A 20,804-nucleotide genomic window follows, 5' to 3' on the forward strand; every position below is an offset into this window, starting at 1 on the left:
TGACACTTAAAAATGAGACCAGTTGTAGTTATGACACAAACAAGTAAATTTCAAAGTGATTTGGTTGAGATTATTCATAAACCATTTATAGACATACAATCACTTTATTTTGATGAAAACTTGTTAAAAAATAACTATGACTGGCTTATTTTTTCGTCTAAAAATGCAGTCAAATATTTTTTAAAATATATGAATTTGGTAAATTATCAAAAGGTAGCTGCAATAGGTAAAAAAACTGCTGAATATTGTCAATCATTAGATATATCAGTAGATTTTATTCCAAAAGATTATTCACAAGAAGGATTTATAAATCAATTCTCAGAATATAATCAAAAGATACTTTTACCTTCTAGTAAACAAGCTAGACCGTATTTATATGATGAGTTATCAAAAACAAATGATGTAGTTAAAATTGACTTGTATGAACCTATACCTAATTATCAACATATAAATGAAGTGAAATCACTAATCAATAATCAAAAAATTGATGCTTTAACATTTTCAAGTTCGTCTTCAGTGCGTTATTATTTTAATGAAGACCCGATACCTAAGTTTGATCATTACTTTGCAATTGGTAAGCAAACGGCTGAAACACTTCATTCTTTTAATCAAACAGTAAAGGTTGCAAATAAACAAACATTAGCGTCGATAATAGATAAAATATTAGAAAGTAGGGACAAAAATGAAATTTGATAGACATAGAAGATTACGTTCTTCTCGAACAATGCGAGATATGGTGCGAGAAACACATGTTAGAAAAGAAGATTTAATTTATCCTATATTTGTAGTTGAAAAAGATGATGTGAAAAGTGAAATTAAATCACTACCAGGTATATATCAAATTAGCTTGAATTTATTACATGAAGAAATAAAAGAAGCTTATGATTTAGGTATTAGAGCAATTATGTTCTTCGGTGTACCTAATGAAAAAGATGATGTTGGTTCTGGTGCATATGATCATAATGGTGTCATTCAAGAAGCAACTAGAATAGCTAAAAAAATGTACAGTGATTTATTAATCGTAGCAGACACATGTTTATGTGAATATACAGACCATGGTCATTGTGGTGTCATTGATGATCATACTCATGATGTTGATAATGATAAATCTTTACCTTTATTAGTTAAAACTGCTATTTCTCAAGTAGAAGCAGGTGCAGACATCATAGCACCAAGTAATATGATGGATGGCTTTGTAACAGAAATTAGACAAGGATTAGATGATGCAGGATATCAAAATGTACCAATTATGAGTTATGGTATTAAATATGCATCAAGTTTCTTCGGACCGTTTAGAGATGCAGCTGATTCTGCTCCTTCATTTGGAGATCGTAAGACATATCAAATGGATCCTGCCAATCGTTTAGAAGCGCTTAGAGAATTAGAAAGTGATTTAAAAGAAGGTTGTGACATGATGATTGTTAAACCAGCTTTAAGTTACTTAGATATTGTTCGCGATGTTAGAAATAATACTAATATTCCTGTTGTTGCATATAATGTAAGTGGGGAATATAGTATGACTAAAGCAGCTGCTTTAAATGGTTGGATTGATGAAGAAAAAGTAGTTATGGAACAAATGGTTTCAATGAAACGTGCTGGTGCAGATATGATTATTACTTACTTTGCTAAAGATATTTGCCAGTATTTAGATAAATAACCAAATGATTAATAAAGAGGAGGCAAATACAATGGGATATGAAAAATCAATTAAAGCAATGGAAGTTGCTGAAGACTTAATGCCAGGTGGTGTTAATAGCCCGGTTCGTGCTTTTAAATCAGTAGATACACCAGCTATTTTTATGGATCATGCAGAAGGTTCAAAAATTTACGATATAGATGGTAATGAATATATCGACTATGTACTTAGTTGGGGGCCACTTATTTTAGGTCATAAAAATAAACAAGTTATCGAAAATCTTCACAAAGCTGTAGATAATGGTACAAGCTTCGGCGCTTCAACATTACAAGAAAATAAATTAGCGCAATTAGTAATTGATCGAGTTCCATCAATTGAAAAAGTTAGAATGGTATCATCAGGAACTGAAGCAACATTAGATACGTTAAGATTAGCACGTGGTTATACAGGACGTAATAAAATAGTTAAATTTGAAGGGTGCTATCATGGTCATAGTGATTCATTATTAATTAAAGCAGGGTCAGGCGTTGCTACATTAGGTTTACCAGATTCACCTGGTGTTCCAGAAGGTATCGCTAAAAATACTATCACAGTTCCTTATAATGATCTTGAATCTTTACGTCTTGCTTTTGAAAAATATGGTGATGACATTGCGGGTATCATCGTTGAACCAGTAGCAGGTAATATGGGTGTTGTTCCTCCAGTTGAAGGATTTTTACAAGGTCTAAGAGATATAACTAATGAATATGGCTCTCTATTGATATTTGATGAAGTTATGACTGGTTTTAGAGTTGGCTATAATTGTGCTCAAGGATATTTTGGTGTAACACCTGATTTAACATGTTTAGGTAAAGTTATTGGTGGAGGTTTACCAGTAGGCGCATTTGGTGGTAAAAAAGAAATTATGGACCAAATAGCTCCTGTAGGAAATATTTATCAAGCGGGTACTTTATCAGGTAATCCTTTAGCAATGACAAGTGGCTACGAAACTTTAAGTCAATTAACACCAGAATCATATGATTATTTCAATGAATTAGGTGACTTGCTTGAAAAAGGATTAAAAGAAGTGTTTGCAAAACATAATGTTCCAATTACTGTTAACCGTGCTGGTTCAATGATTGGATACTTCCTAAATGAAGGTCCAGTTACAAACTTTGAACAAGCAAATAAAAGTGATTTAAAATTATTTAGTGAGATGTATAGAGAAATGGCAAAAGAAGGCGTATTCTTACCACCATCTCAATTTGAAGGTACATTTTTATCAACTGCACACACTAAAGAAGATATTGAAAAAACAATTCAAGCCTTTGATAATTCATTAAGTCGAATTGTAAAATAACTAATTATTTAAAATAGAAATTGATGTTTTGAATTATATTAAAAGAGCCATACTTTTTGCTAAGCAAATGAGTATGGCTCGTTTAATATATAGCTAGTATTGGTATAATAAAATAACGTAATTATAATAAATCCTGATACTTTAATAAAGGTAGTGTGTGAATGAAAACAATATATATAAATAACCTGATAATCTTGGTATTATCTGTGTTGATAAGTTTGCTTCTAAAAGTATCACATATCTTATTGCCATTTATGTTCGGTCCTATCATAGCCGCCATTTTATGTATTAAAGTATTTAAATTAGATATAAAATGGCCATTTTGGTTAAGCCAAATCGGATTGATTTGTTTAGGTGTACAAATTGGTTCTACTTTTACTAGAACTGTAATAAAAGATATTCAAGCAAGCTGGTTTTCAATTGTATTAGTGTCAGTATTATTATTAGTTTTAGCATTATTAATTGCTTATTTCTTTAAAAAAATAGCTAAAGTTAATACTGAAACGGCTATATTGAGTGTGATTCCAGGAGCATTGAGCCAAATGTTAGTCATGGCTGAAGAAGATAAAAAAGCGAACATACTGGTAGTGAGTTTAACACAAACATCACGTATTATATTTGTAGTCATCTTAGTCCCATTAATTTCATATTTCTTTAAAAACGATCAAAGTAGTGAAGGACATATAGTTAAAGCACAACCGCTAACTCATGTACTAAATTTTTGGCAAGTTTGTATATTAATTGTCTCCATTATTTTAGTATATTGGCTAATGACAAAAATTAATTTTCCTACAAAACAGTTATTAGCACCAATTGTTGTATTAATTATATGGAATATATCTACTGATATTACTTTTGCATTAGACAACTGGTTGCTCGCTTCTGCACAAGTAATCTATATGATTAGAATAGGCTTACAAATTGCAAGACTACTTTCAGATTTAAAAGGAAGAATTGCGGTTGCTATTGCATTTCAAAATATAATGCTCATTATAGCTGCATTTATAATGGTATGTGTATTACATCTATTCACGCATGATTCTATTAATGAATTATTCCTAGGGGCTGCTCCAGGAGGTATGAGTCAGATAGTATTGGTTGCTATCGAAACTGGTGCAGATGTAGCTATGATTTCAAGTTATCATATATTTAGAATCTTTTTTATATTATTTTTAATAGCGCCTTTAATCAATTATTTCCTAAAATATAGAGCTAGACAGCAATAAATTATAATAAGCGCATATAAATGGTGTGATTGTATACCAATTATATGCGCTTATATATTATATCTAATTAATGCTTAGGTTTTTGAGGACAGTCTTTTAAATGTGCATCATATAGACCTGCAGCTTCTAAAAATGAAAATACTGTGACTGGACCTAGAAATTTAAATCCGTATTTCTTTAAATCTTTAGAAAGTTGAGTTGCACGTTCATCAACGGTAATTCGATCTTCAGGTACTTCATATCCCAAATCTATAGGTTTACCATCAACATATGACCATAAATAGTCACTAAAGCTACCATAATCTTGTTCAATTTTTAAATAACCTTTAGCTTGGCCAATAATAGCTTCTATTTTTTTACGGTTATGAATAATATTAGGAAAATCCATTAATCTATCGACATCATCTTCAGTCATTGATGCAACTTTTTCAGGTTCAAATTGATAAAAAGCTTCCTCATACGACGCTTTCTTTTTTAATATAGTAAGCCAGGACAGTCCAGCATGTTGAGATTCTAAGGCTAATAATTTAAATAAATCTTTGCTATCATACATGGGTTGTCCCCATACTTGATCATGATATTCAATATAAATAGGATCTTTAGTACCAAAGGCACAAGGGTTCATAAAATTCCTCCTAATAGATTGACTTATGTGAATTTCCATTATACTATAATTAAGTAAATGAATATAATGTTTGGGAAGAGTAGGTTTTAATTATTTAATAGAGAGTGTATGGTTGGTGAAAATACATAGATAATTGTTACTGAAGGTAGCCCACTAAGTTCTTTTGCTGAATAGATGTATCGATAGTAGGCAAAAGCGTGTTTGAGCGTTAATCAATTCTAGAGTGCTCGAAAGTATAGGATAAGATAAAATCTTAATCTAAAATACTTTCTTGAATATAGGTGGTACCACGGAACATCCGTCCTATGATAATAGGAAGGGTGTTCTTTTTTATTTTTTGAGGAGGAAACAACAATATGGAAATGAAACCAAAATATAATCCACGCGAAGTAGAAGCGGGAAGATATGATGAATGGGTGAAAAATGGTTACTTTAAACCATCAGAAGATACAAATAAAGAAACTTACACAATAGTAATTCCACCACCTAATGTGACCGGTAAATTACATTTAGGTCATGCTTGGGATACTACATTACAAGATATTATTACACGTATGAAACGTATGCAAGGATATGACACGTTATATTTACCAGGCATGGACCATGCCGGAATTGCTACTCAAGCTAAAGTTGAAGCTAAACTTAATGAACAAGGTATTTCTCGTCATGATATCGGTCGTGAGAAATTTTTAGAACAAGCTTGGGATTGGAAAGAAGAATATGCTTCATTTATTCGCCAACAATGGTCTAAATTAGGACTTGGACTTGATTATAGTAGAGAACGTTTTACTTTAGATGATGGCTTAAGTAAAGCTGTTAAAAAAGTATTCGTAGATCTTTATAATAAAGGTATTATCTATAGAGGAGAACGTATTATTAACTGGGATCCTCAAGCGCGTACTGCATTATCTGATATTGAAGTTATCCATGAAGATGTTCAAGGTGCGTTTTATCATTTAAAATATCCATATGCAGACGGCGATGGATATATTGAAATTGCAACGACTCGACCAGAAACAATGTTAGGTGATACAGCGATTGTTGTTAACCCTAATGATGAAAGATATAAAGATGTTATAGGGAAAAAAGTTATATTACCAATTGTGGGAAGAGAACTACCTATTTTAGCAGATGAATATGTCGATATTGAATTTGGTTCTGGTGCAATGAAAGTAACACCTGCACATGATCCTAATGACTTCGAAATTGGTCAACGTCATGATTTAGAAAACATCATCGTTATGGATGAAAAAGGTCATATGAATGATAAAGCTGGAAAATATGAAGGACTTGAAAGATTCGAATGTCGTAAACAACTAGTTGAAGATTTAAAAGAGCAAGATTTAGTTATTAAAATTGAAGAGCACGAACATTCAGTAGGACATTCTGAAAGATCTGGTGCTGTAGTCGAACCATATTTATCAACACAATGGTTTGTAAAAATGAAGCCATTAGCACAACGTGCGTTAGATAATCAAAAAACTGATGATCGTATCGATTTTTATCCTCCTAGATTTGAAAATACTTTTAATCGTTGGATGGAAGAAATTCGTGATTGGACTATTTCAAGACAATTATGGTGGGGCCACCAAATTCCTGCTTGGTATCATAAAGAAACAGGTGAAATTTTTGTAGGTGAAAGTGCGCCAGAAGATATTGAGAACTGGACTCAAGATGAAGATGTTTTAGATACATGGTTCTCAAGTGCGCTATGGCCGTTTTCAACTTTAGGTTGGCCAGATACTGATGCTGATGATTTTAAACGTTATTTCCCTACCAATGCACTTGTAACTGGTTATGATATTATTTTCTTCTGGGTAGCTCGTATGATTTTCCAAGGTCTTGAATTCACAGATCGTAGACCTTTTAATGATGTTCTATTACATGGTTTAGTTAGAGCAGAAGACGGGCGCAAAATGAGTAAGTCTCTCGGTAATGGTGTAGACCCAATGGATGTTATCGATGAATATGGGGCAGACAGTTTAAGATACTTCCTAGCTACTGGTTCAGCACCAGGACAAGATTTGCGTTATTCAACAGAAAAAGTTGAATCTGTATGGAATTTTATTAATAAAATTTGGAATGCAGCACGATTTAGTTTAATGAATATTGGGGAAGAATTTAATGTTGAAGATATCGATTTATCTGGTAACTTATCTTTAGCAGATAAATGGATTTTAACTAGATTAAATGAAACGATTGCGACAGTGACTGATTTAAGTGATAAATATGAATTCGGTGAAGTAGGTCGTGCGTTATATAACTTCATTTGGGATGAGTTCTGTGATTGGTATATTGAAATGAGTAAAATACCAATGAATGGTGAAGATGAAGAACAAAAACAAATAACACGTTCTGTACTAAGTTATGTATTAGATCGTATTATGAGAATGTTGCATCCATTTATGCCATTTGTTACTGAAAAAATTTGGCAAAGCTTGCCTCATGAAGGAGAAACAATTGTTAATGCAGCATGGCCTACAGTAAACCAAGAATTAATGTTTGATGATAGTAAACAAACGATGCAACAACTAGTTGAGATTATTAAATCAGTAAGACAATCACGAGTTGAAGTTAATACACCTTTATCTAAAGCGATACCAATTATGATTCAAGCTAAAGATGAAAATATTAAATCAACACTTACTGAAAATGCTGATTACATTGAACGATTCTGTCATCCTAGTGAATTAAATATAGATGTGAATATCGAAATTCCTGAAAAAGCTATGACTTCTGTAGTATTAGCAGGCAAAGTCATTTTACCTTTAGAAGGATTAATTGATATGGATAAAGAAATTGCTCGTTTAGAAAAAGAATTAGATAAATTGCAAAGTGAACTTGACCGAGTAGATAAGAAATTAGCCAACGAAAACTTTGTAAATAAAGCACCCGAAAAAATTATTAATGAAGAAAAAGAAAAGCAAAAGCATTATAAAGAAAAATATGATGGTGTTAAAGCAAGAATTGAACAATTAAAATCATAGGAGTATGTGTCATGAATTACCTTGAAAGCCTTTATTGGATACATGAAAGAACGAAGTTTGGCATCAAACCAGGCGTGAAACGTATGGAATGGATGTTAGAAAAACTAAATAATCCTCAAGATAATATAAAAGGAATACATGTTGGTGGTACGAATGGCAAAGGTTCAACTGTGGCTTATTTAAGATCAGCATTGGTTGAGAATAATTATGAAGTAGGGACTTTTACTTCTCCTTATATCGAAACATTTAATGAGCGTATAAGTTTAAATGGCCAACCAATTACAAATGACGAGATTGTTGAACTTGTCTCTCGTGTAAAACCTGTAAGTGAAACTTTAGAACTAGAAACTGAGCTTGGTAATGCAACAGAATTTGAAATTATTACAACAATGATGTTTTTATATTTTGGAGAAATACACCCTGTTGATTTTGTTATTATCGAAGCGGGCTTAGGTATAAAAAATGATTCAACGAATGTATTTAATCCAATTATTTCTATTTTAACGAGTATAGGTTTAGATCATACTGATATTTTAGGAAATAGTTATTTAGATATAGCTAAAGATAAAGGTGATATCATTAAACCTAATACACCGATAATATATTCTGTGAAAAACGAAGATGCTTTGAAATATATTCGTGACTATGCAGTTGAACAAAATGCAACACCTATTGAACTGGATAGAGAAATTGTTGTAGTTTCTCAAGACGATAAATTTACTTATAGATATAAAGATTATGAATTAGAAACTATCATTTTAAATATGCTAGGTGATCATCAGAAAGAAAATGCTGCATTAGCAATAACTGCACTAATTGAATTAAATGAAGCAGACATTATTGAATTAGACTTTAACAAAATGATAGATGGCATCGAAAATGTAAACTGGGTAGGCAGAATTGAACAAGTTAAAGATCAACCTTTAATGATTATTGATGGTGCCCATAATAATGAAAGTGTAGAAGCATTAATTGATACTATTAAATATTATTATGGCAGAGATCAAATTGATATATTATTTTCAGCAATTAAAGGTAAACCTATTAGTGACATGTTAGATAAATTGGAAGAAATTGCTTCTAAATTTTACGTGACTGATTTTAATTTTCCTAAAGCTTTAGCAAAAGAAGAAATCATCGAGAATAAAAACATTGAAAATGTTGAATTAGTTGATGATTATACGAAGTTTATTGAAAATTATAATGGACATGGTCTCGTCATTACTGGTAGTTTATATTTTATAAGTGAAGTTAAAGCTAGATTAAATTTTGAATAAATAAGTAAGTTGCAGTATTATCCTTATATTTTAAGAGGCTTTATTAAACTGTCGATACAAATTAAAAATTGTATCGGCAGTTTTTTGTATATTAATTTCATATAGGTTGGTTATGAATTATATAACAATTAAATAATATTTAATTATTTTATTGTTGTGATATAATGTATTTGAAAGGGGTGCTTAATGTTAGTTTATGCTTTTTTCTCTTCGATACTATTTAGTTTTTTATATCAGTTCTCTACGATAGATAAAGTAGGATTACAATATTTAATAACAAGATCAACATGTGATTATTGCAAAACAACTATTAAATATATTGATTTAATTCCAATTTTTAGTTTCCTCATACTTAGAGGTACTTCAAGGTGCTGCCATAAACGTTTGAAATATAATTACATAATTGGTGAGATCCTAGCACTGCTTCCCATACCATTGATTTACTACAATTTAATCCATACTAATCCCCAAATATATTTAACAATCTATCTATTTTTATTAATTATGTCTCTCAATGATATAGATTATTTCTCTATTAATATTCATTTTTTGATTATGTTCTTACTTATATTGTTCTTCACAAATCACACTTTTCCACATTCATTCTTTTTAACTTTTATCATTAGTCATATTTGCTATTTAATTATCCATCAATATATTGGATATGGTGACATTCTTCTCTTTAATATACTCTCTTTATTTTTACCTATTGAATATATATTTTACGTTGTACTTTTTACTTTCATAATTGGAGGATTCATTTCAATCTTCATTAAAATCTTCTTGAATCCCAATATCACTCGCATTCCGCTTATTCCATTTATATTTTTATCATTTATTTTTGTATCTAGTTACTTTCCACTATTGAATGAATTTTTAGGAGGAATATTTATATGAAAATCAAAGAAATGGCAACATCAGAGAAACCTAGAGAACGTTTACTTACTTATGGTACTGATACTCTATCTAATTCTGAATTGTTAGCTATATTAATTAATACTGGTAGAAAAGGATATTCAAGTATTGATATAGCAAATGAATTATTAAGTCATACATCGTCACTTAAAGATTTAAAAAAACTTTCTATTAAAGACTTAATTAAAGTGAAGGGGATAGGTTATTATAAAGCAATTACTTTGAAAGCAGCATTTGAACTTGGTGAAAGAATGAATTGTTTATCTCATCATGAATCAGTAAAAATAACTTGTCCAAGTGATGTAGCAGATTTAATGATGTCTAAATTAAAGGATTTAGAACAGGAACATTTTTATGTTTTATTGTTAAATTCAAAAAACGTGGTTATTAAGCAAAAATGTGTTTTTATAGGAACTTTGAACAGTTCTATCATACATCCTAGAGAAATATTTAATGTTGCAATTAAAGAATCGTGCAATGCTATGATAGTTGTTCATAATCATCCATCAGGTGATGTGACACCTTCAGAAGAAGATATTAATACTACGTTTAGATTAAGGGAATGTGGAGTGATTTTAGGAATACATTTATTAGACCATATTATTATTGGTGATAATCAATTCACTAGTTTAGTAGAGTTAGGGTATTTTGAAGAAGAATAAACTGTTTCTAGAATTAATTTTTAATGAATAGTATAATAAAGGAAAAGATAAGCCAGGAGGTCATTAAATGACTATATTTCTTATAATTGGTGTATTGATTCCAATTATATTTATTATGCGATTAAATGCTAAAAACCAAGGTATGAATTTGAAATTATTTTTACACACAATTGGTTATTCTGTAGTCGGAATAGTAATTACAACAACTATCGGAACAATGGTAACGAAATCCCACAATTCCATTTTACTTGTCATTATTGGATCTATTATAGTTGGTGTAATTTGGGGAATATTACTTGCATTAAGTTATATTTTCTTTAATTTCTTATCAAATACGTTTAAAAAATAACTTAAAAAATAAGCTATGAAGATTGAACATTACAATAAAACTGTTCATTTTCATAGCTTTTATATTATTGAATATAAGCGATTAAATTATCATAATTATCCATAAGCCATACAATACCTTGATAAACAAGATACAAACATAAAATGATAATACCAGCTGATATTAAAAATCTTAATATTGATACACCTACTCTAAAGAGTAAGATAACAAGTAATACAATCAGTATGATTGATAATAAACTCATAAAGGAAACCTCCTAACAGCATGAAACTCATATTTATATCATAATAAATTTTAATAAATAAGACATCAGTCTATAGATATATCTATGATACAACCCTAGCCCTATATATTTTTATATTGTGATTATATATAATAGTTTAAATGGAAAGGGAGGATATATAATGAGATTCATATTTAGCATAATAAAAAACATTATAGCAGTCATTGCCATTTTAATCATTATTTATATCGCATTAAAGTATGCGCCATTTTTAAGAGATCAAGAGTGGAACCCTATAAGTAATCCTCCAAATCAAACAGAAAGAAATATGGATAACCCTGTTAATAATGCTAAACAACCGCAACATGGTAAGCGTTATTCACTTGAAGATAATGATATCATTAAAAACGTACCGACAAGTCAAATAAAAAATGTATTTAATATGATAGATAAAAAAGAATTTATGTCAGTATCAGGCATAGGTAGAATGGGCTACAATGATGAGTATTTAGCAGGCCAAAGAGGAGACGAATTTATTATATATAAATTTGGATCTGATTCAATCAGAGTTTATAATAATGAATTTGAAATGCAACAAGATTTACATAAATTAGGTCAAAATATTGAATTGAAAAATAACCAAGCTTATTAACATTAATTGTAGTGTATGTTTGAAATCATGCTCCAAATAAGTTAGCCTTTATATATAGAGTAATAAAAAGGTTGGTGTGGACAATGGTTGAAAAATCTAAAGAACAACGTGCCAACGAACAAACTAAAGCTCAAAATCTATTTGCTCGTTGGAGAAAAGAAGAAACATTATATAGTGAAGATGAGAAAAAAGAACGTAAAGAACAAGAAAAACAAGCAAAACAACAAAAAAATAATGAGTAATTGATTAGAAATAATTTGCTTTTAAGCTGCTGACTTTAATTAAGTTAGTAGCTTTTTTATTTATTTTAAATAATAAATGGGTTGAAATATTATATATAGAAGAAAAATGAGTTACATTCCGTTTTATATACAGGGTAATCAAAGTTAACAAACATTAAAAAGACTAAAGCTAGAGTAAAACGCATCTTGAGAGATTTATTTTATTTTTTTGATCTTACGCTTTAATAAAATTACTTTTTAATGAGAGTTAGTGCTTTATTTCATTTCAGCAGTAATATAGAATAGTAAAGAAGAATAAATTTTTAAAGTATTATAAGAGGTGTTATGGGTGCTTAAATTTTTCAAAAATAACAAACTCATTGTTGTTTTATGTGCAATAATTGTTTTTATTGCATTAATTGGTTTGTCTATTCGCTCTCAATCTCAATCACCTCCCGAGCAATATGTAGGGGATTCTGTATCTTTCGGGCAGCGACTGATAAGTTATCCTGTGAATTTTGTTACTGGAGCTATTGGTAATTTTTTTAATCAGGGTGAATCAAAGGAAACGAAGAGTAAAATTAAACAATTAGAAGCCAAAAATCAACAATTAGAGGCTGAAAATAAGATGTTTAAAAAAGAACTAGATATGAAAGATATATCTAAATATGATCCGATATCTACAACAGTTATTTCTAGAAATCCGGATCAATGGATGAATACAATTGTGATTGATAAAGGTTCAAAAGCTGGTATTAAAAATAACATGGCAGTTATGACCTCAGAAGGACTTGTTGGTAGAACAACTAAAGTTAACCAATTTTCTTCACAAGTAGATTTAATATCAACAAATACACGTGCAGGTAAACTATCTGTTAATATTCAACATAAATCTAAAAATGTATTTGGATTAATCGATCACTATGATGCAAAAAACGAAGAGCTAGTTATTAGTGATATCAATAATAAAGATAGCATCTCTAAGGGAGATAAAGTAGTCACTAGTGGTTTAGCCGATCAACTTCCAAGCAGTTTATACATAGGAGAAGTTACAAGTGTTGAAAATGACCAATATGGTTTAGCAAAAGAAGTAAGAGTGAAAACAGGTGCAGATTTATCTGATTTAAGTCATGTATATGTTGCAAAACGTGATGCTTCAACAATTCCCGATGACGAAAGCGGGGATAACTAATGCGGGGAATTTATTATTTCTTAATTGGGATTATTTTATTCTATATAGATACAGTGATAGGAATAGTAATCCCAATGCATTTCGGTAAAATTGACGTTATATTTGTGCCACACTTAACTTTAATGTATTTATTAATTTTAACGATATACCGAAGTTTTGGTGTAGCTGTTATACTTGCAATATTCTTCGGACTTATTACTGACTTGTATTTAGGAAGCATATACGGATTGTATATGTTTGGTTACATTTTAGCAGTAGTTATTATGGATAGACTCTTTAAAATATTTTACAGAGATACTGTCATGTTGTTCATTGTAATTCTATTAAGTACTATATTTTTAGAAATTTATGTTGCCATTATTTATGGTGTGATAGGGTTTATCCAATTTAACCTATTGGAGTTCTTATTATTAAGATTACTACCAACATTCATTCTTAATTTAATATTGTTAATTATTTTGTATCCTATTATGCTAAAGTTTATGAGAAAAATTCAAAACAAGATTGACAGTAGAATATAACTAATGGTAAGATGCAGTAGTTGAGTAGTTTCAGGCTACATACAACCGCTCAAATATAGGTTTAAGTACAAATTGATTTGAAGTGAAGTGAACGCTTTACTCAAGTTAAAAGTCATTAGAAAGAAAGCGATTGACAATCGAGGCGTTGAAATAAGTGAGAGATGAGTTTATTTAGATAAATGATTCGAATCACGAATGAAACAACGAAGAGTGCGAACGCTTTACTTAATGATGATGTCACCTATATATGGCGTGACTTATAATATAGGAGGTGCAAAGTATGTTTGCTATTATTGAAACAGGTGGAAAACAAATCAAAGTAGAAGAAGGACAAGAAATTTACGTTGAAAAATTAGACGTAAATGAAGGTGATTCTTTCACATTTGATAAAGTATTATTTGTAGGTGGAGATTCAGTTAAAGTTGGTGCGCCAACTGTTGAAGGTGCTACTGTTACAGCTACTGTTAACAAAAACGGTCGCGGTAAAAAAATCACTGTATTCACTTACAAACGTCGTAAAGACTCTAAACGTAAAAAAGGCCATCGTCAACCATATACTAAATTAACTATCGATAAAATTAACGCGTAATAATGATTACTGTTGATATTACAGTTAATGATGAAGGCAAAGTAACAGATGTTGTTATGGATGGCCATGCTGATCATGGTGAATATGGTCATGACATCGTCTGTGCTGGAGCTTCAGCAGTATTATTTGGTAGTGTTAATGCGATTATGGGATTGACTACAGAAAAGCCAGATATCGATTATGACGATGATGGTGGTCATTTTCATATAAGAAGTGTTGATACAGATAACGATGAAGCACAATTAATTCTTAAAGCAATGCTTGTATCTTTACAAACAATTGAAGAAGAATATAATGAAAATATCAGATTAAATTATAAGTGAGGTGTATCCCGATGTTAAAATTAAACTTACAGTTCTTCGCATCTAAAAAAGGGGTAAGTTCTACAAAAAACGGACGTGACTCTGAATCAAAACGTTTAGGTGCTAAACGTGCTGACGGTCAATACGTTACAGGTGGTTCAATTCTTTATCGCCAACGTGGTACTAAAATTTACCCTGGTGAAAATGTAGGTCGTGGTGGCGATGATACATTATTCGCTAAAATCGACGGCGTTGTTAAATTTGAACGCAAAGGTCGCGACAAAAAACAAGTTTCTGTATATACAGTAGCTGAATAATTTTGTCTAGATAACACCAGAAGTTAAGACTTCTGGTGTTTTATTTTGTTTAAAAATCAATTTTTGGTAGAACTAAAATTTTTCTACAAATACACTTAATGATATAATTAAAAAGATAATGAAAACTAATTTAAGTAAAAGAGGTGAGATATATGTTTGTCGATCAGGTCAAAATATCTCTTAAAGCAGGAGATGGCGGTAATGGTATTACTGCATATAGAAGAGAAAAATACGTACCATTTGGTGGACCAGCAGGTGGAGACGGCGGCAAAGGTGCTTCAGTAATATTTGAAGTAGATGAAGGTTTAAGAACTTTATTAGACTTTAGATATCAAACACACTTTAAAGCTAAAAAAGGTGAAAATGGTCAAAGCAGTAATATGCACGGTAGAAATGCTGAAGATTTGGTCTTAAAAGTACCACCTGGCACTATTGTTAAAAGCGTAGAAACTGAAGAAGTACTTGCAGACCTTGTAGAAGATGGTCAAAGAGCAATTGTAGCTAAAGGTGGTCGTGGTGGTCGTGGGAATTCGCGATTTGCTACACCTAGAAACCCAGCACCAGACTTCAGTGAAAAAGGTGAACCTGGTGAAGAAATTGATGTAACTTTAGAACTGAAGTTACTAGCAGACGTTGGTCTAGTCGGTTTCCCTAGTGTAGGAAAATCAACATTGCTATCAATTGTATCTAAAGCTAAACCTAAAATTGGCGCGTATCATTTTACAACAATTAAACCAAACTTAGGTGTTGTATCAACACCTGATAACAGAAGTTTCGTTATGGCAGATTTACCTGGTCTAATAGAAGGTGCCTCAGACGGAGTGGGATTAGGTCATCAATTTTTACGTCATGTTGAACGAACTAAAGTTATTGTTCATATGATTGATATGAGTGGTGCGGAAGGCAGAGATCCAGTTGAGGACTATCATGTGATAAACAAAGAATTAGTTGCATATAAACAACGTTTAGAAGATAGACCACAAATTATTGTTGCTAATAAAATGGATATGCCAGATGCTGAAGATAATTTAGAGTTATTTAAAGAAGAAGTAGGAACTGAACACACGATCATCCCACTTTCAGCGGTTTCTAGAAATAACATCGATCAATTACTTTATACAATTGCTGATCAATTAGATAAAGTAAAAGATATTGATTTCTCAGTTGAAGAAGATGACAATGTTGGAGTTAACAGAGTTGTATATAAACATACTCCTTCTCAAGATACATTCACTATTACTAGAGATGATGATGGTGCTTATGTTGTTAGTGGTAATGCTATTGAAAGAACATTCAAGATGACAGACTTTAATAGTGATCCAGCGGTACGTCGATTTGCTAGACAAATGCGTTCTATGGGTATTGATGATGCACTTAGAGCAAGAGGTTGTAGTAATGGAGATATCGTAAGAATTCTTGGTGGAGAATTTGAATTTATAGAATAGGAGTGCGAAAGATGGACAATAAAGAATATAAGAAATTTTATCTTATTCGCGAAGACGTTTTACCAGAATCAGTAATTAAAACGCTGAAAATTAAAGATGCTTTGAAAAATAATTCTGAGTTGTCCATCTATGATGCCGTAAAACAATACGGTTTATCAAGAAGTGCTTTCTATAAGTATAGAGAAACCATATTTCCAGTTGATGAAAAATTATTAGATCATCGAGAATTTACATTAATTTTATATGTTAATGATATTGTTGGAATGTTGGCTCAAGTATTAAATACAATTTCTCAATTAGAATTATCAGTACTTACAATTCATCAAAGTGTACCTATGGAAGATAAAGCGACGATTACTCTATCATTAAATGCGTCTTCATCTAAACTTATGATTGATGATGTAATAAAAGCATTAAGAGAAATCGAGCATGTTTCCAAAGTTGAATTGATAAGCATGAGTATGTAAATAAGGAAGTGCTAAAATGTACGCGTATATTAAAGGGCAGTTAACACAGTTGTTCCCAACACATGTTGTTGTTGATGTAAACGGAGTAGGTTATGAGATTCAGACACCTAATTCATACCGTTTTCAAAAATATTTAGATAATGAAGTTCAAATATATACGTCATTAATTGTTAGAGAAGACGCTCAATTACTTTATGGTTTCATTAATGAAGAAGAGAAAGATATGTTCTTAAGTTTAATTAAGGTGACTGGTATTGGTCCTAAGTCAGCATTAGCTATACTTGCTACTAGTACGCCTAATGAAGTAAAACAAGCAATTGAAAACGAAAATGATACGTATTTAACTAAGTTTCCTGGCATTGGAAAAAAAACTGCTCGACAAATCGTGTTAGATTTAAAAGGTAAAGTTCAAATCACTGAAGAAAATAGTGAAACATTATTGAATATTACTTCTAATTCTACAAATAACGAACCTATGATTAAGGAAGCAATGTTGGCTTTAGAAGCATTAGGTTACTCAAAACGTGAATTGTCTAAAGTAGAAAAGGTTTTAAAACAATCTAATATCAATTCTGTTGATGAAGCAGTTAAAATCGGTCTACAAACGTTGGTATCTTAATTACCTAATTTAATAAATGAAAGGGGGAAATGATATGGATGAAAGAATGGTCGATCAATCTGTACATAGTGAAGAATCTGACTTCGAATTATCTTTACGACCTACGAAATTAAAACAATATATTGGTCAATCTTCTATCAAAAGTAATTTAGAGGTATTTATAAAAGCAGCTAAATTAAGAGAAGAACCTTTAGATCATGTTCTATTATATGGTCCCCCAGGGTTAGGTAAAACTACGTTATCTAATATTATTGCTAATGAAATGGAAGTTAATATTAGAACGGTTTCTGGACCTTCTTTAGAACGTCCAGGGGATCTGGCAGCTATTCTTTCCGGGTTACAACCAGGAGATGTACTTTTTATAGATGAAATACATCGCTTAAGTAGTGTAGTTGAAGAAGTATTGTATCCGGCTATGGAAGATTTTTTCCTAGATATTATAATCGGAAAAGGTGATGAAGCACGTAGTATACGTATTGATTTACCGCCGTTTACACTCGTAGGTGCGACTACAAGAGCAGGCAGTTTAACAGGTCCGCTTAGAGATCGATTTGGAGTACATTTAAGATTAGAATACTATAATGAAGCAGATTTGAAGGAAATCATTATAAGAACGGCTGAAGTATTAGGAACAGACATTGATAACGAAAGCGCCATTGAATTAGCTAAGCGTTCTAGAGGTACACCTCGTGTAGCAAACCGTTTATTAAAAAGAGTAAGAGATTTCCAACAAGTTAATGAAGATGATCAAATATATATTGAAACTACAAAACGTGCATTAAAGTTATTACAAGTAGATGATTATGGCTTAGATTATATTGATCATAAGATGATGAACTGTATTTTAAATCAATATAAAGGTGGACCGGTGGGCTTGGATACGATTGCTGTCTCTATTGGAGAAGAACGTATTACTATAGAAGATGTATATGAACCTTTCTTAATTCAAAAAGGATTTTTAGAACGTACACCACGCGGTAGAAAAGCAACACCTTTAGCGCATGAACATTTTAGTCATAATAATGAAATGAGGGAGTAAGTTGAATATTGAAGATTTCGACTATGATTTACCTGAATCTCTAATTGCGCAAACACCTTTAAAAAATAGAGACCAAAGTAGATTATTAGTTTTAGATAGAAATACCGGTGACATGGAACATCTTCACTTCAGAGATGTAATCAATTATTTTAAACCGGGAGATACGTTAGTATTAAACGATACTAGAGTAATGCCAGCTAGACTTTTTGGTTTGAAAGAAGAAACTGGTGCCAAAGTTGAAATGCTTATGTTAACTCAAATTGAAGGTAATGATTGGGAAGTTCTATTAAAACCAGCTAAGCGTATTAAAGTTGGAAATAAACTTAACTTTGGAGAAGGTAAAATTATAGCTGAGTGTATTGAAGAGTTAGAACAAGGTGGCAGAATTATGCGCTTGCATTATGATGGCATTTTACAAGAAAGATTGGATGAACTAGGTGAGATGCCTTTACCGCCTTATATTAAGGAACGCTTAGATGACCCAAACAGATATCAAACTGTTTATGCTAAAGAAAGCGGTTCTGCTGCAGCGCCAACTGCTGGTTTACACTTTACTGATAGTTTATTAGAAGCTATCAAAGAAAAAGGTGTGAATATAGCATTTATCACTTTGCATGTTGGACTTGGAACATTTAGACCAGTTAGTGTAGATAATATCGATGATCACGAAATGCATAGTGAATATTATCAATTGACACAGCAAACTGCAGATTTATTAAATGATACAAAAGCAAAAGGTCATCGAATTATATCTGTAGGAACGACGTCAACCAGAACACTAGAAACAATTCGTAGAGATCACTCTGAATTTGTAGAAAAAAGTGGTTGGACAGATATCTTTATCTATCCTGGATTTGAATACAAAGCTATAGATGGTCTGATCACTAACTTCCATTTACCAAAATCAACGTTAGTCATGTTAGTATCAGCGTTTAGTAGTAGACAGTATATTTTGAATGCATATCAAAAAGCAGTAGAAATGGAATATAGATTCTTTAGTTTTGGAGATGCAATGTTAATTATATAAAAGAATGTGAGGATATATTTTATGCCTGCAGTAACATATGAACATATTAAAACTTGTAAACAATCAGGTGCAAGATTAGGTATTGTACATACGCCACATGGCTCATTTGAAACACCTATGTTTATGCCAGTTGGTACTAAAGCTACCGTTAAAACTACGAGTCCAGAAGAATTGCGTCAAATAGAGGCTCAGATTATATTAGGAAATACATATCATTTGTGGTTGCAACCTGGAAATGATATCATCAAACACGCTGGGGGACTCCATAAATTCATGAATTGGAATGGTCCTATTTTAACTGATTCTGGAGGATTCCAAGTTTTTAGTTTAAGTAATTTACGTAAAATTTCAGAAGAAGGCGTTGAATTTAGACATCATACAAATGGTTCTAAATTATTTTTAAGTCCTGAAAAATCAATGCAAATTCAAAATGATTTAGGTTCAGACATCATGATGGCGTTTGATGAATGTCCACCTATGCCTTCTGAATATGAATATGTAAAAAATTCTATTGAAAGAACTACACGTTGGGCAGAAAGATGTTTAAAAGCACACGCTCGTCCTGAAGAACAATCACTTTTTGGAATTATCCAAGGTGGTGAATATAAGGATTTACGTGAACAAAGCGCTAAAGAGCTTGTCGAATTAGATTTTCCAGGATATGCAATTGGTGGCCTTTCAGTAGGAGAACCTAAGCCAGTTATGTACGAGATGGTTGAACATACAGAACAATTCATGCCTAAAGATAAACCTAGATATTTAATGGGTGTGGGATCACCAGACGCATTGATTGAATGTAGTATCCGTGGAATGGATATGTTTGATTGCGTACTACCAACTCGTATAGCTAGAAATGGTACATGTATGACTTCAAATGGACGTTTAGTTATTAAGAATGCTAAATTTGCAGATGATTTAAGACCATTAGATGAAAATTGTGATTGTTATACATGTAAAAATTACTCTAGAGCATATATAAGACACTTAATCAAAGCAGAAGAAACTTTTGGTATACGTCTTACTACTATTCATAATTTACATTTTCTGCTAAAATTAATGGAAGATATTAGACAAGCCATTCGAGAAGATAGACTTTTAGATTTTAAAGCAGAATTCTTCGAACAGTATGGATTAAATGTAGATAACCCTAAAAACTTTTAAAGAGGAGAATGTA

General features: G+C 31.3%; 24 protein-coding genes and 1 other annotated feature. Of the genes, 22 read left to right on the forward strand and 2 right to left on the reverse strand.

Annotated elements, in window-relative coordinates; translation table 11 throughout:
- The first annotated feature begins 12 nt into the window (after positions 1–12).
- The 4 genes from Q4528_RS03995 (at position 13) to Q4528_RS04010 (ending at position 4,201) form a co-directional block, all read left to right on the forward strand.
- Positions 13–693, forward strand: a complete 681-nt coding sequence (locus Q4528_RS03995) for a uroporphyrinogen-III synthase (protein WP_046466782.1) — start codon at positions 13–15, stop codon at positions 691–693.
- Positions 683–1,657: a porphobilinogen synthase gene (hemB, locus tag Q4528_RS04000; protein WP_017638192.1), complete on the forward strand. Its 975-nt coding sequence runs from the start codon at positions 683–685 to the stop codon at positions 1,655–1,657. Before Q4528_RS03995 ends, hemB begins: the two co-directional genes overlap by 11 nt.
- Positions 1,658–1,688: 31 nt before the next feature.
- A complete protein-coding gene (gene hemL, locus Q4528_RS04005; protein ID WP_017638191.1) occupies positions 1,689–2,975 on the forward strand; it encodes a glutamate-1-semialdehyde 2,1-aminomutase in 1,287 nt (428 codons plus the stop codon).
- Positions 2,976–3,136: 161 nt separating this feature from the next.
- Complete coding sequence (locus Q4528_RS04010; RefSeq protein ID WP_046466781.1) at positions 3,137–4,201, forward strand: AbrB family protein; 1,065 nt, start codon at positions 3,137–3,139, stop codon at positions 4,199–4,201.
- A 67-nt stretch (positions 4,202–4,268) separates the two neighbouring features.
- Here Q4528_RS04010 and Q4528_RS04015 read toward each other — a convergent pair whose 3' ends face one another.
- Entirely contained in the window at positions 4,269–4,826 is a 558-nt protein-coding gene (locus Q4528_RS04015; protein ID WP_029055685.1) for a DNA-3-methyladenine glycosylase I, read from the reverse strand.
- A gap of 57 nt (positions 4,827–4,883) precedes the next feature.
- Positions 4,884–5,135: a binding site (T-box leader), on the forward strand.
- Positions 5,136–5,182: 47 nt separating this feature from the next.
- Here Q4528_RS04015 and Q4528_RS04020 point away from each other — a divergent pair.
- From Q4528_RS04020 to Q4528_RS04040, 5 genes are all read left to right on the forward strand, one after another.
- The gene (locus Q4528_RS04020; protein WP_303520623.1) at positions 5,183–7,813 is read left to right on the forward strand and encodes a valine--tRNA ligase; all 2,631 of its coding nucleotides are present in this window, start codon (positions 5,183–5,185) and stop codon (positions 7,811–7,813) included.
- An 11-nt stretch (positions 7,814–7,824) separates the two neighbouring features.
- Positions 7,825–9,090 (forward strand): bifunctional folylpolyglutamate synthase/dihydrofolate synthase, encoded by a 1,266-nt coding sequence (locus tag Q4528_RS04025; protein WP_303520625.1) that lies wholly within the window; start codon positions 7,825–7,827, stop codon positions 9,088–9,090.
- A 186-nt stretch (positions 9,091–9,276) separates the two neighbouring features.
- Entirely contained in the window at positions 9,277–9,987 is a 711-nt protein-coding gene (locus tag Q4528_RS04030) for a prepilin peptidase (protein ID WP_072291851.1), read from the forward strand.
- Entirely contained in the window at positions 9,984–10,667 is a 684-nt protein-coding gene (gene radC, locus Q4528_RS04035) for a RadC family protein (protein WP_046466777.1), read from the forward strand. Before Q4528_RS04030 ends, radC begins: the two co-directional genes overlap by 4 nt.
- Positions 10,668–10,734: 67 nt before the next feature.
- On the forward strand, positions 10,735–11,016 hold the full coding sequence (locus Q4528_RS04040) for a hypothetical protein (RefSeq protein ID WP_046466776.1): 282 nt from the start codon (positions 10,735–10,737) through the stop codon (positions 11,014–11,016).
- Between the two features lie 64 nt (positions 11,017–11,080).
- Here Q4528_RS04040 and Q4528_RS04045 read toward each other — a convergent pair whose 3' ends face one another.
- Complete coding sequence (locus tag Q4528_RS04045) at positions 11,081–11,260, reverse strand: hypothetical protein (RefSeq protein WP_029055694.1); 180 nt, start codon at positions 11,258–11,260, stop codon at positions 11,081–11,083.
- A gap of 160 nt (positions 11,261–11,420) precedes the next feature.
- Here Q4528_RS04045 and Q4528_RS04050 point away from each other — a divergent pair, with 160 nt between their 5' ends.
- The 13 genes from Q4528_RS04050 (at position 11,421) to tgt (ending at position 20,791) form a co-directional block, all read left to right on the forward strand.
- Positions 11,421–11,891: a DUF4930 family protein gene (locus tag Q4528_RS04050; protein ID WP_072291850.1), complete on the forward strand. Its 471-nt coding sequence runs from the start codon at positions 11,421–11,423 to the stop codon at positions 11,889–11,891.
- Positions 11,892–11,974: 83 nt separating this feature from the next.
- Positions 11,975–12,133, forward strand: coding sequence for a hypothetical protein (locus Q4528_RS04055; protein ID WP_017637050.1), 159 nt, complete (start codon positions 11,975–11,977; stop codon positions 12,131–12,133).
- 328 nt (positions 12,134–12,461) lie between these two features.
- Positions 12,462–13,304 (forward strand): rod shape-determining protein MreC, encoded by an 843-nt coding sequence (gene mreC / locus Q4528_RS04060; RefSeq protein WP_046466774.1) that lies wholly within the window; start codon positions 12,462–12,464, stop codon positions 13,302–13,304.
- Positions 13,304–13,825, forward strand: a complete 522-nt coding sequence (mreD, locus tag Q4528_RS04065; RefSeq protein ID WP_046466773.1) for a rod shape-determining protein MreD — start codon at positions 13,304–13,306, stop codon at positions 13,823–13,825. Before mreC ends, mreD begins: the two co-directional genes overlap by 1 nt.
- A gap of 280 nt (positions 13,826–14,105) precedes the next feature.
- Positions 14,106–14,414, forward strand: a complete 309-nt coding sequence (rplU, locus tag Q4528_RS04070; RefSeq protein ID WP_002451794.1) for a 50S ribosomal protein L21 — start codon at positions 14,106–14,108, stop codon at positions 14,412–14,414.
- A gap of 2 nt (positions 14,415–14,416) precedes the next feature.
- Positions 14,417–14,737 (forward strand): ribosomal-processing cysteine protease Prp, encoded by a 321-nt coding sequence (locus tag Q4528_RS04075; RefSeq protein ID WP_029055696.1) that lies wholly within the window; start codon positions 14,417–14,419, stop codon positions 14,735–14,737.
- Positions 14,738–14,748: 11 nt separating this feature from the next.
- Entirely contained in the window at positions 14,749–15,033 is a 285-nt protein-coding gene (rpmA, locus tag Q4528_RS04080; protein ID WP_017637055.1) for a 50S ribosomal protein L27, read from the forward strand.
- A gap of 152 nt (positions 15,034–15,185) precedes the next feature.
- On the forward strand, positions 15,186–16,478 hold the full coding sequence (obgE, locus tag Q4528_RS04085; RefSeq protein WP_046466772.1) for a GTPase ObgE: 1,293 nt from the start codon (positions 15,186–15,188) through the stop codon (positions 16,476–16,478).
- 11 nt (positions 16,479–16,489) lie between these two features.
- Positions 16,490–16,945, forward strand: coding sequence for an ACT domain-containing protein (locus Q4528_RS04090; protein ID WP_046466771.1), 456 nt, complete (start codon positions 16,490–16,492; stop codon positions 16,943–16,945).
- Between the two features lie 16 nt (positions 16,946–16,961).
- Positions 16,962–17,564 carry a Holliday junction branch migration protein RuvA gene (ruvA, locus tag Q4528_RS04095; protein ID WP_046466770.1) on the forward strand — a complete coding sequence of 201 codons (603 nt, stop codon included), beginning with the start codon at positions 16,962–16,964 and terminating at the stop codon, positions 17,562–17,564.
- Positions 17,565–17,598: 34 nt separating this feature from the next.
- Positions 17,599–18,603, forward strand: a complete 1,005-nt coding sequence (gene ruvB / locus Q4528_RS04100) for a Holliday junction branch migration DNA helicase RuvB (protein ID WP_017637059.1) — start codon at positions 17,599–17,601, stop codon at positions 18,601–18,603.
- Position 18,604: 1 nt separating this feature from the next.
- Positions 18,605–19,630 carry a tRNA preQ1(34) S-adenosylmethionine ribosyltransferase-isomerase QueA gene (gene queA, locus Q4528_RS04105; protein ID WP_072291849.1) on the forward strand — a complete coding sequence of 342 codons (1,026 nt, stop codon included), beginning with the start codon at positions 18,605–18,607 and terminating at the stop codon, positions 19,628–19,630.
- A gap of 21 nt (positions 19,631–19,651) precedes the next feature.
- Positions 19,652–20,791, forward strand: a complete 1,140-nt coding sequence (tgt, locus tag Q4528_RS04110) for a tRNA guanosine(34) transglycosylase Tgt (RefSeq protein WP_303520640.1) — start codon at positions 19,652–19,654, stop codon at positions 20,789–20,791.
- The last annotated feature ends 13 nt before the right edge of the window (positions 20,792–20,804 follow it).

The sequence above is a fragment of the Staphylococcus pasteuri genome (assembly GCF_030547725.1).
In the GTDB taxonomy this organism is placed as follows: Bacteria; Bacillota; Bacilli; order Staphylococcales; family Staphylococcaceae; genus Staphylococcus; species Staphylococcus pasteuri.